The sequence below is a fragment of the Paenibacillus sp. OSY-SE genome (genome assembly GCF_000283315.1).
Classification (GTDB): domain Bacteria; phylum Bacillota; class Bacilli; order Paenibacillales; family Paenibacillaceae; genus Paenibacillus_B; species Paenibacillus_B profundus.
In genome coordinates this window covers 129,344-143,610 of sequence record NZ_ALKF01000194.1, presented here as the reverse complement: position 1 = coordinate 143,610, position 14,267 = coordinate 129,344, and the positions used below count along the sequence as shown (strand labels likewise).

15 protein-coding genes and 1 pseudogene are annotated in these 14,267 nt (G+C 51.5%); 6 read left to right on the top strand and 10 right to left on the bottom strand.

Annotated elements, in window-relative coordinates:
* Positions 1–59: 59 nt before the first annotated feature.
* Entirely contained in the window at positions 60–1,073 is a 1,014-nt protein-coding gene (locus A372_RS0122130; RefSeq protein WP_019423091.1) for a ketoacyl-ACP synthase III, read from the bottom strand.
* A gap of 239 nt (positions 1,074–1,312) precedes the next feature.
* Between A372_RS0122130 and A372_RS0122125 the strand changes: the two genes are divergently transcribed.
* From A372_RS0122125 to A372_RS0122115, 3 genes are all read left to right on the top strand, one after another.
* On the top strand, positions 1,313–2,227 hold the full coding sequence (locus A372_RS0122125) for a polysaccharide deacetylase family protein (RefSeq protein WP_019423090.1): 915 nt from the start codon (positions 1,313–1,315) through the stop codon (positions 2,225–2,227).
* A 13-nt stretch (positions 2,228–2,240) separates the two neighbouring features.
* The gene (locus tag A372_RS0122120) at positions 2,241–3,536 is read left to right on the top strand and encodes an MFS transporter (protein WP_019423089.1); all 1,296 of its coding nucleotides are present in this window, start codon (positions 2,241–2,243) and stop codon (positions 3,534–3,536) included.
* 133 nt (positions 3,537–3,669) lie between these two features.
* Positions 3,670–4,392, top strand: coding sequence for an MOSC domain-containing protein (locus tag A372_RS0122115; RefSeq protein ID WP_019423088.1), 723 nt, complete (start codon positions 3,670–3,672; stop codon positions 4,390–4,392).
* 134 nt (positions 4,393–4,526) lie between these two features.
* On the opposite strand, the gene A372_RS0122105 is transcribed toward A372_RS0122115, so the two are convergent.
* Positions 4,527–4,853, bottom strand: a complete 327-nt coding sequence (locus A372_RS0122105; protein ID WP_019423087.1) for a MazG nucleotide pyrophosphohydrolase domain-containing protein — start codon at positions 4,851–4,853, stop codon at positions 4,527–4,529.
* 75 nt (positions 4,854–4,928) lie between these two features.
* Between A372_RS0122105 and A372_RS0122100 the strand changes: the two genes are divergently transcribed.
* Positions 4,929–5,507: a TIGR00730 family Rossman fold protein gene (locus A372_RS0122100; protein ID WP_019423086.1), complete on the top strand. Its 579-nt coding sequence runs from the start codon at positions 4,929–4,931 to the stop codon at positions 5,505–5,507.
* Between the two features lie 22 nt (positions 5,508–5,529).
* Here the strand turns inward: A372_RS0122100 and A372_RS37570 are convergent, their stop codons facing one another.
* The 7 genes from A372_RS37570 to A372_RS0122075 form a co-directional block, all read right to left on the bottom strand.
* Positions 5,530–5,724 carry a hypothetical protein gene (locus A372_RS37570; RefSeq protein WP_157259656.1) on the bottom strand — a complete coding sequence of 65 codons (195 nt, stop codon included), beginning with the start codon at positions 5,722–5,724 and terminating at the stop codon, positions 5,530–5,532.
* A 633-nt stretch (positions 5,725–6,357) separates the two neighbouring features.
* Complete coding sequence (gene treC / locus A372_RS0122095; RefSeq protein ID WP_019423085.1) at positions 6,358–8,058, bottom strand: alpha,alpha-phosphotrehalase; 1,701 nt, start codon at positions 8,056–8,058, stop codon at positions 6,358–6,360.
* Between the two features lie 38 nt (positions 8,059–8,096).
* Entirely contained in the window at positions 8,097–9,509 is a 1,413-nt protein-coding gene (gene treP / locus A372_RS0122090; protein WP_019423084.1) for a PTS system trehalose-specific EIIBC component, read from the bottom strand.
* Between the two features lie 215 nt (positions 9,510–9,724).
* A complete protein-coding gene (locus A372_RS0122085; protein WP_019423083.1) occupies positions 9,725–10,669 on the bottom strand; it encodes a helix-turn-helix domain-containing protein in 945 nt (314 codons plus the stop codon).
* 114 nt (positions 10,670–10,783) lie between these two features.
* Positions 10,784–11,500, bottom strand: coding sequence for a trehalose operon repressor (gene treR / locus A372_RS0122080; RefSeq protein ID WP_026011227.1), 717 nt, complete (start codon positions 11,498–11,500; stop codon positions 10,784–10,786).
* Complete coding sequence (locus tag A372_RS37565) at positions 11,487–11,660, bottom strand: hypothetical protein (protein WP_157259655.1); 174 nt, start codon at positions 11,658–11,660, stop codon at positions 11,487–11,489. Before A372_RS37565 ends, treR begins: the two co-directional genes overlap by 14 nt.
* Complete coding sequence (locus A372_RS0122075; protein ID WP_019423081.1) at positions 11,647–12,126, bottom strand: hypothetical protein; 480 nt, start codon at positions 12,124–12,126, stop codon at positions 11,647–11,649. The genes A372_RS37565 and A372_RS0122075 overlap by 14 nt, the downstream gene beginning before the upstream one ends.
* Positions 12,127–12,330: 204 nt before the next feature.
* Here A372_RS0122075 and A372_RS0122070 point away from each other — a divergent pair, with 204 nt between their 5' ends.
* Positions 12,331–12,741: a YjdF family protein gene (locus tag A372_RS0122070; RefSeq protein ID WP_019423080.1), complete on the top strand. Its 411-nt coding sequence runs from the start codon at positions 12,331–12,333 to the stop codon at positions 12,739–12,741.
* A gap of 120 nt (positions 12,742–12,861) precedes the next feature.
* On the opposite strand, the pseudogene A372_RS38745 reads toward A372_RS0122070, so the two are convergent.
* A pseudogene (locus tag A372_RS38745) lies at positions 12,862–13,513 on the bottom strand (DUF2268 domain-containing protein).
* Between the two features lie 404 nt (positions 13,514–13,917).
* Between A372_RS38745 and A372_RS0122055 the strand changes: the two are divergent.
* A complete protein-coding gene (locus A372_RS0122055) occupies positions 13,918–14,247 on the top strand; it encodes a YnfA family protein (RefSeq protein ID WP_019423077.1) in 330 nt (109 codons plus the stop codon).
* Positions 14,248–14,267 lie beyond the last annotated feature (20 nt).

Sequence of the window (14,267 nt, the reverse complement as noted above, 5' to 3'; positions counted from 1 at the left end):
ACTTGACAGGGAGCACTTCACACAACGGGCTGCGGCTCTTTTTTCATTTTCTTCGCATGTTACAGCGGTGTCGGTTCCGATATCTGTTCGTCAAAGTTAAGGTGCACAAGCTGCCCTGCATGAACCAACCCGGCGCCAAAACCGTACATAAGCGCCCGATCTCCATTTTGAACCTTGCCATTACGGATACCCAGATCTAGCGATAAGGGAATAGATGCAGCCGAGGTGTTCCCGAAGTTGACCAAGCTATATAATGTTTTTTCCATTGGGTAATTCAACTTCTCGCAAATCGGCTCGATCAAACGCAAATTAGCGCTATGAGGGATGAACCAGTCTACTTGATCCAAATCGGAGTGAGCTTTATCCAACAGCTGATGAATACCGGAAGGCACCGTTCGAGCAACCCACCGCAGCACCTCTCTCCCATTTTGAACAAGACATTGAGTATCCACTAATTCAATCTCATTTATTTTGTTGGCTAGACCTGTGCGATATACGTGCTGTGCCCCTTTCCCATTGCTCCCCAAATGGAATCCGATGAAGCTCTGAAATTGATCATCTCTTTCAACCAGCACAGCGCCAGCGCCATCACCAAATAATATGCAAGTGCTTCGGTCCGAATAATCCGTAATCTTTGAAAGCGTATCTGCTCCAAGCACTAATATTTTCCGATGCAATCCAGACGCAATGTAACTGTGTGCCGTATGCAATGCATATACAAATCCTGCACAGGCCGCACTGATGTCAATCGCCCCAGCCGTCTGGGAAATTTGTAAACGTTCCTGTATCAGACACGCTACTGAGGGAAATGAAAAGTTAGGTGTGCTTGTTGCAACTATAATCATATCTACATCTTCAACGTTTTTATTGTATCTTTTGATCAAATCTTTCACAGCAGCCGCACATAGATCGCTTGTAAATTCATCAGGTTGACTCATTCTGCGCTCCTGAATGCCCGTTCTTTGCAAAATCCACTCATTGCTCGTTTCAACCATGCCCTCAAGCTCCACATTGGTTAGCTTTTTTTGTGGCACATAAGTTCCGATAGCCGTAATTCTTGCTTTTATCACCATTCCCACCTCGCCATGTCTGGTAATTGGTATTAATACTTGGTACTAATATTAACAGTAACTTTTGTCATAATCAATTGAATGATTCCAAATATGTCCATAACGGAGATATCTTGGATCTGAAAAGTTGCTTTATTAAACAAGCACTTCCATACAAGTTATGCAAGTTTCCAACTTGGCAGGAATATAGTCTTACTAAGCATGATTTAAAACGATTCCAATATAAAACGGAGGCGTTTGCGATGAATGTGTTGAGCGCGCTCGGGTATCAAGCGACGGATCGGCTGCTCATAGTCAATGCGGATGATTTCGGCATGTGCCACGCTACGAATGAAGCCATCAAGCAGCTTCTCGACGAAGGCGCCGTATCGTCCGCTACGGTGATGATGCCGTGCGGATGGGCTCAGGACGCGGCGGTCTGGAGTGCCGCCCATCCACAGGCCGATGTCGGGATACACCTGACATTTACAAGCGAATGGGAAGGCTTCAAATGGGGGCCGGTTAACCGCCGCGGCGACACCTCATCACTCGTCACGGCAGAGGGGTATTTTCCAAGCGACTGTCTAGCGTTCGAACAGCAAGCCGACCTAGAACAAGTTCGCGACGAAATCATCGCCCAGCTCGAGATGGCGTACGCTATCGGAATGAATCCTACGCATCTCGACAATCATATGGGCAGCTTATACGGCCTCGCGACAGGCCGGGATTTTCTTGACATCGTGTTCGATGTTTGCGCAGAATACGGCTTGCCCTTCCGCCTGCCGAAGTCGATTGAAGGCATGCAGCTTCCTCCAGAGATGGGGCCGTTAGCACTGCAGCGGGCCGAACAGGCCGCAGCCAAGGGCGTCGTCATTCTGGATGAACTGCTTAGTCTCCCCTATGCAAGTCAGGAAGGGCAGAGCGAGGAACAAATGAAAGCAGCGATGATCGCGCTGCTCCGCAGCTTGAAGCCGGGGCTGTCCGAAATCATCATCCATCCTTCGTTCATCACTGGGGAATTGCAGGCGATTACACCGCATTGGGAGCGGCGCGGTATCGAGTTCCAGCTCTTGCTTGATCCAGTCATGAAGCAGATTATCGCCGATGAAGGCATTCATCTGATACGCTGGGCCGATCTGCGGGACGTGCAGCAGGGCATGCCGCCGCCGCGTCAATAGGAGGCGGTAGCATATGGGCATTCACATCACTCCAGCCCGCAAAACGGCGTTTACGTCCGGGAACTTATCCTCCAACCTAATGGCACAGATGTTCTCGGCTTACATTGTGTATTATTACGTCGACGTGCTCGGCGTCCGTCCTGGCCTTATCGGAATAGCGATGGTCATCCATGGCATATTAGGGGCCATTCTCAATCCTCTCTTCGGTTATGTATCCGATCGATTCCGCACGCGCTGGGGGCGCCGTGTCCCTTATATCGCGTTTGGCATGATTCCGCTGGCGGCGGTATTTACGCTGCTATGGTTCCCGCTCTCCTCCGGCATGGGTCTGTTCTGGTACTTCCTCTTCATCGTTCTGCTCTACGACGTGCTCTACGTGCTTGTCATTCTGAACTACTCCGCCTTGTTTCCCGAAATGTTCGTTACCATGAAAGAACGCGCCTCTGCCTCGTCCTGGAAGCAGATGTTCGGCATCATCGGCATGATTGCCGGCGTGGCTGTGCCGCCGCTCATCTACGACCGTTACGGTTGGGGAGCGATGGGAATTATATTCGGTATCACTGCCGCACTGTTCATGGGCGCGCTGGTCTGGGGTTCGAGAGAAAACGAACTGGCGGCCCCGGACACATTCGGCTTATGGCAATCGGTCGTGCATACCTTTTCCAACCGCTTCTTCGTCATTTACGTCCTCGGCGGCTTCTTCGTGCAGTTGACCTTCGCCCTCCTGCCCGCGGCGATTCCGTTCTTCACCAAATATGCGCTCCATGCAGAGGAAAGCGCCAATTCAATTCTGCTCGGTCTCGTCTTCGTCACCGCCATTCCATGCGTCTATGTATGGGCGCGTTGGACGAACCGCTTCGGTCCGCGCAAGACGATGCTGGCCGCCATCGTATGCTACGCTGTGGCGCTAGCCCCGCTCTTGTTCGTCATCTCCCCGGCTGCTGCCTATGTGACGGGAGCGGCCATCGGCTTCGGTCTGGCAGGCATCATCATGCTGCTTGACGTCCTGCTTGCCGAAGTCATCGACGAGGATGAACGCAGAACGGGAGCGCGCCGTGAAGGCATGTATTTCGGCATGAACGGCTTCATCATCCGCTTCGGCGTGTCGCTGCAGGCAGTCGTTATGAGCCTTGTGCTGGAACAGAGCGGTTATGTCGCCAACGCCCCGACCCAGCCTGAAGCAGCGATTATAGGCATCCGCTTAATGTTGGCGGGCATTCCGATTCTATCCCTCGTATTAGCCTTCATCTGCTTCTACTGCTATCGCCTTGGCGCAGCACGATCGTCGAATGGGCATCCTCTCGGATAAAACCGTAATCATCCATTTGTGAAATGAAGACATTCTCCCCGGGGAACGGCACGCCTTGACCGAAACGATTGAATAGCAGACAATGGAAGCAACAACTACTGATAACCTTTTGAATCGGAGCGTGAAAGGAACTATGGAACACATCGGCGCACTCAAAGAAATCGTAAGACACCCGGTGAAATCCTTCCGGGGAGAGCGAGTTCAACACACGAAGTTGATGGATTATGGCTTATACGGGGATCGAAGCCACGTCTTCTTGGATGACACGCGGCCAGGGAAGTATGTAACGATTACCCAGTGTCCGAAAATGGCACAATATGAAGCCCGCTTTGCAGGACCGGACAATACGGAGCAATATCCACGTGTAGAGGTTCGTTCACCGAATGGCATCGTATATGATTGGGAGGATGAGGCGCTGAAGCTGGAGCTGGAACAGGAGTCAAAGCGAGCCATCTCGCCGCATAGCTATACGCCGCAGCACGTCCCGTTCGGCGCCCTTGAGGAAGCTCACATCCTCCTCGTGACCGATGCATCGGTTAGAGAGCTGGAACAGCTGTGGGGAGGCCACATCGATTACAATCGTTTTCGGCCGAATCTATTCATCCAATTGGATGACCCCATTCCGTTCGTCGAAGAACAATGGCTCGGCAGAAGGTTGCGCATTGGAGCTGCAGAGTTAGAATTGAACAGCTTGTGCGAACGGTGCATGATCATTACGGTCGATCCGGACAGCGGGGAACGGGATGCTTCGCTGCTGAAGACCGTCGTGCAGGAGCGGAGCAGCAACTTCGGCGTGTACGCCTCAGTCTTGAAGACCGGTGACATCGAAGCAGGACAGCCTATATATTTAATATAGAAGAAGCGGGATAAATGACATCGTTCATCTATCCCGCTTCTTCTATCGATGGGCTCTCGATTGTCGCGCCGCCTGCTCCAGCAGGCCTTCATCCGCTTCGAGCAGCTCGTCCGGCAACTTTTTCAAATCGAGACTTAACCTTCGCTGCTGCCGAATCGCTTCTCCAGCTTTTCTATATGCGCCTGCGCTATTTCACTCAGCTCGATGTCGTATTTTTCCGACAAAACAATAAGATTGGCAAGCACGTCGCCCAATTCCCCCACAAGCTCTTGCCGCAGTTCCTCACCGCTCTTCTCGCCTTCATCCGGACGATCGCGCCCGATCTCAAGCGCCCGTACGACCCTTGCCACTTCCCCGACCTCTTCCATCAGGAAGCCCACGCGGATAAACGGATTGTACTGCGACCACTCCCGCGCACGGTAAAATTGCTGCACCCATTCTTGGAACGGCTTCATCTCCATCGTTTTTTAACTTCCTTTCCCCTTCCATGATGTCTATACTTAGAACAGTATAGCAGATAAAGGAGGCACTCTATCATGAAAAAAATATGCGTTTATGCCGGCTCGAATCTAGGCAACCACCCAGACTTTGCAGTGAAGTCGCAGCAGTTGGGACGTCTGATGGCCGAACGGCAGCTGGAGCTTGTATACGGTGGTTCCAATGTCGGATTGATGGGCGAGGTCGCCAATGAAATGCTCCGACTCGGCGGCAAAGTGACAGGCGTCATGCCACGCGGACTGTTCCGCGGCGAGATCGTTCATACGCAGCTGACGGAACTGATTGAAGTGAAAGACATGCGCGAACGCAAAGCGACGATGAGCGATCTGGCCGACGCCTTCATCGCCCTGCCGGGCGGCTTCGGCACGTTCGAGGAGCTGTTCGAGATGATTAGCTGGGGGCAGCTCGGCATTCATAAAAAACCGATTGGCGTGCTCAATATCGAAGGCTACTATACACCGATGATGGAAATGGTGCGTCACTCGATTCAAGCAGGCTTCGTAAAGGCGGAACATGAGCAATTAATATTGAACTCGCCAGAACCTGCCGAGCTGCTGGATCAATTGAGCAGCTACGTGCCGCCAGTGTTCGGGAATAAGTGGAATCAATTGGACTAATTCCTGATTTCACCGCTGCAAGCTATGCTAGTTCATCTGTGGAGGCCTTCGGATCATCATCCACCAAGCTTCTCCACAGATAGAACGCCGCATATGCTTCCCATCCGCTCCAGCCTCGCTGCCATCCGTTCGATTCCTGACTCCTTCGACAGCCCTCCGCTAACCGTTCGCCTAGCCGCCTCAATTCCCCAATGACATGCTCCATTTTTTTGACCAAAATTTCAGCGCCATTATGTCGTCTACAGACAGCCCCGCCGATTGTGATCCGTCATGACTAATCCGGTCTCTAGAAAGAACGTATGCTCTCACCGAAATTTTGCCGCTCCATCGATGTATCTACGCTCTTAGCACCACTATCCCCGTTACTCATATTCACCTTTCACTTCAAGCATATCGTTTGACTAGTACCTAGCAGCTTTTTTATTATGGGTTTGGAAAATGTCGATATCCGTAATAATGGCGTGACTGAGCTGGGAGGAGAGTGACTATAAGCGCCTGCATTCAAGATACTCTCCAGCAAAAAAGTTAAAACTCCTTACGTTAATTATAAGTGCAGAATATATGCGACATCAGTATTGACGACATACCTGAACCGGGGGGAGAATGACTATAAGAGTCTGCATTCAAGATGATGCCCTCACACCTTTGCCGTTCCTGCGCGAACGGGAGAGTGTGCATAAGCACTTAAAGAATAGGATCAGGCAGTCCCTCGCAATTTCATCCTTTTTCTCATATTAAAAAGCTCCCCCTATAAAAAGAGGAGCTTCTAATAGAGCTTCTATATTCTGTTGAGCACAAGTTGTTCAGCCTCGTGCAGCATGTCATGTCAATGTGGCTCAGCGACTACATCTTACTTGTCGTTCACCACATGGAAAGCAACCGATTCATATGGGCGCAGGACGAGCCGTTCCATCGTATTCGGCGTGTCCGCATAGTTGCTTAGCAGAATGCGCGCATCGCCAGATACTCCAGCCTGCTGTGGCAGAGTGAACGTTGTCTCGCGGCTGTAGAAATTGCTTACGACGAGCAGGTGCTCCTTCTTGTAGGAACGCACATACGCGAAGATGTCCGGATGGTCAGCCAGCAGCAGCTTATAATCGCCGTGCACGATAATGTCGTATTGCTTGCGCAAACCAATCAATGTGCGATAGTGATGGAAAATGGAATCCGGATTCTGCAGCGCCTCCTCGGCATGAACGGTGCGGTAGTTCGGCGATGTCTGGATCCACGGCGTTCCGCTCGTGAAGCCGCCGTGCTCCGAATCATTCCACTGCATCGGCGTACGAGAATTATCGCGCGATTTCTGCTGCAGAGCAGCCATCATATCAGATTCGGAAACACCGCGTTCCCGCAGCATCTGATACGCATTGATGGATTCAACGTCGCGGTAATCGGCGATGTCAGCGAAATGCGGGTTCGTCATCCCAAGCTCTTCGCCTTGGTACACGTATGGCGTCCCTTGCATCAGATGCAGCGTCGTCGCGAGCATCTTGGCGGAAGGCACGCGGTACGCCCCGTCGTCGCCGAACCGGGACACGGCCCGCGGCTGATCATGGTTGCACCAGAACAGAGCGTTCCATCCGCCGCCTGCGTTCATCCCTACTTGCCAGTCGCTCATAATCTGCTTCAGCTGCAAGAAATCAAATTCAGCGGCCACCCATTTCTCACCCTGCGGATAATCCACCTTCAGATGGTGGAAGTTGAACACCATGCTCAACTCGCGCTCATCCGGTCGAGTGTACTTCACGCAGTTATCCATCGTCGTCGAAGACATCTCGCCGACCGTCAGCAGCTGTGAATATTGCGAAAATACTCGCGCGTTCATTTCCTTCAAAAATTCATGAATGCGCGGGCCGTCCGTATAATATTTCCGTCCGTCAGCCGTCGGCATATCCAGCGAATCATCAGGAAAGCGTTGATCCTTGGAGATGACGTTGATGACATCCAGCCGGAACCCGTCAACGCCTTTGTCGAGCCAGAACTGCATCATGTCGTACACACGGTCCCTGAGCATAGGGCTCTCCCAGTTCAAATCCGCTTGGGACACGTCGTATAGATGCAAGTAATATTGCCCCGTCGCTTCGTCATATGCCCAGGCGCTGCCGCCGAACTTCGATTGCCAATTGTTCGGGGCTCCGCCGTTCATGCCGTCTTTCCAAATATAATAGTTGCGCAAAGGGCTGTCTGTGCCTTGGGCCGACTCCTTAAACCATGCATGCTCCGTCGACGTATGGTTGACGACGATATCCATGATGATTCTGATGCCTTTGGCATGTGCCTCGCGCAGCAGCTCCTCGAACGTCTCCATCGTGCCGTATTCCGGCTGGATACGATAATAGTCGCTAATGTCGTAACCATTATCCTTCTGCGGAGATTCATAGATCGGAGTGAGCCAAATGACATCGATGCCCAGTTCCTGCAAATAGTCCAGCTTGTCAATAATGCCTTGTAAATCGCCAAGTCCGTCTCCATCCGTATCGTTGAAGCTCTTCGGATAGATTTGATAAATGACTGATTTCTTCCACCACTCCTGCTCCAATTCCTGTTTCATCACTTGCACCACCATGTCTTTCTTTTTTGCATTCTCTACTACGATTGCCGCTTTGTCTTCCCGATAAAGAGCGTAATGACGAACGGAACTACCAACGCAACCGCCATGCCGATGAAGAATGGCACCCATTGCTGCGGGAAGATGGACAAGAATCCCGGCAGCCCGCCCACACCGATGGATACGGCCTTAACCTTGAACGCTGTAATAACGACAGCTCCGAGAGCCGAACCAATCATCGCTGCAATGAACGGGTACCGCAGGCGCAGGTTCACACCGAACATGGCTGGTTCCGTAATGCCCAGATAAGCCGAGATTGCGGAGGTAATCGACATCCCTTTCAGCTTCTCGTCTTTGGATACGAACATCATGGCGAGCGCCGACGAGCCTTGCGCAATGTTGGACAGGGCCAAAATCGGCCACAAGAACGTGCTGCCCGTGCTGGCAATCAGCTGCAAATCAACGGCCAGGAACGTATGGTGCATGCCCGTGACAACTAGAAGCGGATACAGACTGCCGTAGATGAGTCCGCCCAATATAGAAAAGTGTTCAAATATTCCGACGAATGCCGTCGTAATCGCATTGCCAATCGTAAATGTCAGCGGTCCGATAACGATGAAGGACAAAAATCCGGTCAGCAATAGCGTAATCGGTGCGACGAGCAGCAATTTGAACCCGTCAGGCACCCGTTTGTTCAAAAATGACTCAATTTTGGCCAAACAGAAAGCGGAAACGAGCACCGGCAGCACCTGGCCTTGATACCCGATCTTTTCAAATTCGAAGCCAAATAAGTTCCAATGCGGTACGGTTCCGTTCGCAAGAGCATCTCCGTACGACCATGCGTTCATCAGATCAGGATGAATGAGCATCAGGCCGAGCACGATCCCGAGCAGCTCGCTGCCCCCGAACTTCTTCACGGCAGACCAGCCGATAAGTCCCGGCAGGAAGACGAAGGCCGTATTGGCGATCAGATTGATCATTTCGGCGAAGCCTTTCCATTGACCGTACACATCGATGAAGGCTTGATCCGCGAAGAATATCCCTTTGCCCGTCAAGATGTTGTTGATCCCCATCAAGAGACCGGCCGTTACGATGGCAGGCAGAATCGGAATGAAAATATCGGCCAGCGTTTTGATCGCACGCTGCAGCGGATTTAATTTTTTTGCCGCCGCATCCTTAATGTCTTGCTTGGAAGCGCGTTCGCCTCCGGTCAGGGCCAGCAGCTCCCCGTATACTTTCTCAACGAGCCCGGGCCCGATGATGACTTGAAACTGTCCATTCGTTGAAAATGATCCTTTGACCAATTCATTGTGCTCAAGCGATTGTTGATCCACAACGCCCTCATCCTTCAGCGCGAACCGCAGCCGGGTCACGCAGTGGGTTACGGCATCAATATTGTCTTTTCCCCCAATGGCATCCAAAATCTGCTCGACCGACTGTTGCTTGATAGCCATGTGTTAACCTCCCCAATGGAATCGCTTCCATGATTGTCGAATTTATTATAACTTGTATAGACAGGTTTGTAAACACTTGTATAGACAAGTTATTAAATACGGCTTCATGTAATATATACCAAGCGTTTTCTTACTTAGTACTACCCATTTTCAGTGGATGAATAACCTTCTGGACGCAAAAAATCCAGCCAAACAAATTCAGCTGGATTACACGATTATATAGATAAAGCATTCTTCTTGAAATGAGTAGGGGTGACGCCCGTCTGGCGCTTGAACACTCTTGAAAAGTAAGGCACGTCGTTAAACCCGACCTGGAAGCAAATGTCCGTCACCGACATGTCTGTATCCAACAGCATCGCAGCCGCCTTGTGAACCCGCAGGTCGACAAGATAGTCATTATACGTCTTGCCGGTAAACCGCTTGAACAACACGCAAAAATACGATTTTGAAATATTAAACTTACGGCATAGCATCTCTAGACGCAGCTCTTCATTATAGTGCTCGTGGATGTAATTGATTGCCCCGGTCATCAATTCTCTGAATTTCTCCAACCGTTCGTCTTCATCGTTCGATTGGCCGGATTGCCGGGCCATCTCCCGGACGAGGATCGACATGAGCTTAAGCAGATCCGCCTTCAGAACAAGCTCATAGTATCGTTTGCCAAGCTGGAGCTCCTCCAGCATATCATGCAGGATGCGCGACACTTCGAGATCTGTCTCTCCAGACAGCGCGACTTTCGGCGTTACATGCTCCTCGTCAAGCATGAACTGCTCTAGGTAGGAATAATCGAACCCGCCCCTGCTGCCATTATGCGGATGGTACTGCTCGTCGATGAAGTGCGGCAGAAATTCACACCCGATAATATCGATTTCCTGTCCCGGCACTAGCGACACACGGTGAACGGCATAAGGGGGAATGACAAAAATGTTGCCCTTGACCATCCGGTACGTATGCTGGTTAATCGTATGCATAAATTCGCCTTTGACGACATACCAAATTTGAAAATAATCGTGCGTATGATCGCGGATGCTGCCGCCCGCCCGATTCCAACGATATACCTTGAAGGGCAGCGGCGTTCCGATCTCACTTTCCGCCCGGTAAAAAACGACATCTTCCGGCATCTCTTGATGCTGCTCTTGTCTTTGTTCCGGATTAGACAACGTTTATCCCCCTTACTGTCCTCATCATATTGCCGTAATCGGCTATCTTGCCTTGTATCGAGACGATCGCATGGAAATTGATCAACTGCAAAAGGACAGCTCGTCCCTTCTAAATTAGCGGCGGCGTGCAAAGTCAGTAAAGACGAAGCGCTCGGGATGGTGGCGCGATTCCGTATATTCGAACAAGGTGCCGTCATGCAAATGGACGAAGTTCTTCACGACGACGACGAAGCTGTACGATTTCATATCCAGATGTTCGCGGTCCTTCGCCGTCGCCGGCTCGACTTGAATGATTCTTTGCGCAAAGCCTATCTTTAAGCCCAGCTCTTGTTCGATGAAATCGTAGATGGATCGTTCGGCTATCTCTTTCGTCAATCCTTCCAGCTTCTCTTTTAAAAAGTAGTTGATATCCAAAATGATGCGTTCCCCATCCAGCTTACGCACACGGTGCAGGCAGTACACCTGTTCACCTAGAGGCAGGCGTGTCCGTTGATGCAGCTTGTCGGTTATGTTCATTTCCGCAAAATACGGAACCGCCGTGTCGAAATGCTGTCCGCTGCTCTCGCTCGCTTCTTTGAAGCTGACCAGTCCGCCGAACGAGAACGAAATGGCATTGTTGTCGAGCACATACACGCCTTTGCCCGGATGACGGTTCACGAGCCCTTCCTCGACAAGCAAGTCGAGAGCGTTGCGAATCGTTCCTCTGCTCGTGTCATAGATGCCGCAAAATTCATGCTCCGACGGCAGTTTTGCCCCCGGACCGTATTGCCCGGATGCAATTTTCCCTTTGATATCATCATAAATGGTCATGTACCGCTTACTCGTGTTCATATTCATAGCAATCCCCCGATAATGCTTCCACATTCCGCTGCTTCAAGTATTCCTCTTTCATCATCATATCATGATCAGGGCGGCAGAGGAAAACGGGAGGCACATCGTCAGGCAGGCGCAATCTTGTCGGCCATTGTCCAAAGCCCCTACGCTCCCTCATCCAAATCGAGCGGCCATCCTTCTCTCTGCTTGGTGAACAGTTCATATGTTCCGGATTCTGGGTCAAAAAGATATACTTGCCCCGTTCCTCCTTCCCGCACATGAATCGCATACTTGCCAATGACAAGCTGCAGCCAGGGTTGCTCTCCCTGCGTTAATGCGCGGTCGGATCCCGTCTTCGGAACGATCACTTCCACACTCCGTCCAGCCGCCGCTGCCTCCCGCTCTACTAAACGCACAGCATCTTCATATGTATAGGCAGGCAGTTGCGCAATATAATAGCTGCCTATCATACCGAAGCTAAGAAACGCTATCGCAAGGAGAATAAGCCTGCGCTTCATGAAAGACATTCGGTTGCGCCATGCAAACAGGACCAGCAAGGGAATTCCGATAAGAACAAGTGCAAGTATATAATAATGCTCCGCGTTCAACACGAATTCGTACTTTCGGTTTGGGAGGGAGAACATCAATTTTTCCTCCCCCTTTACTGTTCATCGATGCCCCTCCCATATATAATCTATAGGAATTATGCGATATACTGTTCATGAGTGTAAAAACACGGTTCGGTCGGTAGTCCGGACGCATCCGTCCATTCATAATGCCGCGGATGTCAGTAACCTTCCCCCCTCGGGATGTCCGTCACTCGAAGTCTGTTTGAGGGGGAACTGAATGTGAAACTGACCGTATTTTTTGATGCCCCGTTCTGGGTGGGCGTAGTGGAGAAAGCAGATGGAAATCAAGTGAAAGCGTGCCGGCATGTGTTCGGCTCCGAGCCGAAAGATGCAGACGTGCTGGAATTCGTACAGACGCTCATGATGCCGTTAATCGAGCTCGTCTCGCAGAGTGCCGAGGCGGCTTGCGCTCCTGCCCGCCGCGTAAATCCGAAACGGCTGGCTAGACTCGTGGCAAGAGAGATGCAGCTGCAAGGCATATCTTCGCAGTCGCAAGAAGCGCTGCGGCTGGAGCTGGAGAGCCGGAAGAAGGAACGCACCCATCGTTCACGCGAGCAGCGCGAGGCATTGAAGGAGAAGAAGCGGAGCATTCGCATGCAGAAGAAGAAAGACAAGCATAAAGGCAGGTAGCATTTATGCTGCGGCCCCGGTAGCTTGATTGCCGGGGCCTGTTTTCAGTTACATAACAAGGTGTAATTCGATGTCGAATTTGCCTCTTGCCAGACTCATGAGCAAGCAACCGCTCAGCGCTTATTCAAAATATCGCGACTCCTTGATGATATCGCTGGTCGGCGTCAAGGTCGCCTCCGCTGCCGTCTTGCCAGTTTTTTTCAGATAAGCCTGGACCATGTGATATCCGACAGCATATCCTCCGGAAGCCGGCATTCCGATCGCTTCGCCTCCGAACATCGCCATGACTTCATCACCAAAAATATAGCTTCTCACCTCGTTGAAGCCGCTGACATGCAGCGCTGCGCCGATTAACTGCTTCGCCCGTGCCAATGACTCCGCATCCACCCGGCTTACCCATGGCCCGACTTTATCCCAACCGTACAGCGAATGCACAAATGCTTCTGCCAAGCCGCATTTGGTGGTTGAATTCATGGGCAGCGGCAGCCGGAAGACGCGGAAGATTGAATTCATTCGGCCATACGTTAACCATAATGTAGCCCGGAATGCCTGCGAACCCGGTATATCCCTGATGAAATGCCGCCATCTCAGGCTGACGATCTTCCAGCAAAAAGAGGCCAAATTCGATGTCCGTTACGGGCGGCTTATAGTCAAGATCGTTAAAGCTTGCCCACGATTGCTCCAGCGCTTGACGGCACAGCTCCTCGGCATCCGCCTCTGCCAACAGGTTGAGCACCGTTTCATACCGCTCCGTCGGACCATCCGGCCGCATCAGGCCGAACTGCTCGAGCGGATCATTTTGCGGCGGCACGATATAGCCTATCATCCCCTCGAACGGCCCCAGCAGACGCTTGCGCATCGCTTCCTCCCTCAGTTCCTGCGGCAGCGCGATAATATCACGTTGCCTCTGCACCATATCATGCATGTTAATATTCATGATGTTGTAATCCCCTTTCCTATCCTTGTCACTAATGAAGATACGGGATCACGTTACGTGAGAGTCAACCCTAACTTTTTAAGGCGCTGCATGTCCTTTCTTGGCGCCATAGAATGTCCCCGTTCAATGTCGTGCGCTCCAGTTGCCATGCTTGGCGTAGAAGTAAGGACTGTCTTTTCATCCGATAGGGTTTGCGATATAGTGAGGACAACATTGTTGATATTTCTCGAGGTGGTTAAATGTTCATTGCTGTACTGCTCTTTATTGTTGCTGGTCTCGCTGAGATCGGCGGCGGCTATATGGTGTGGCTCTGGCTGCGCGAAGCCCGGCCGCTATGGTATGGCATCGTCGGAAGCCTTATCTTAATCGCATATGGTGTTATCCCTACGCTGCAATCCTTTCCTTCATTCGGTCGCGTCTATGCGGCTTATGGAGGAGTATTCGTCATTCTTGCAGTTCTCTGGGGCTGGTGGGTGGATAAGAAGACGCCGGACTTTTACGACTGGGTCGGTGCCGTCTTCTGTCTGGCGGGCGTAGCCATTATGCTGTGGGCGCCGCGATCGTCCTAAGGCTGGGGACACCGGAAATT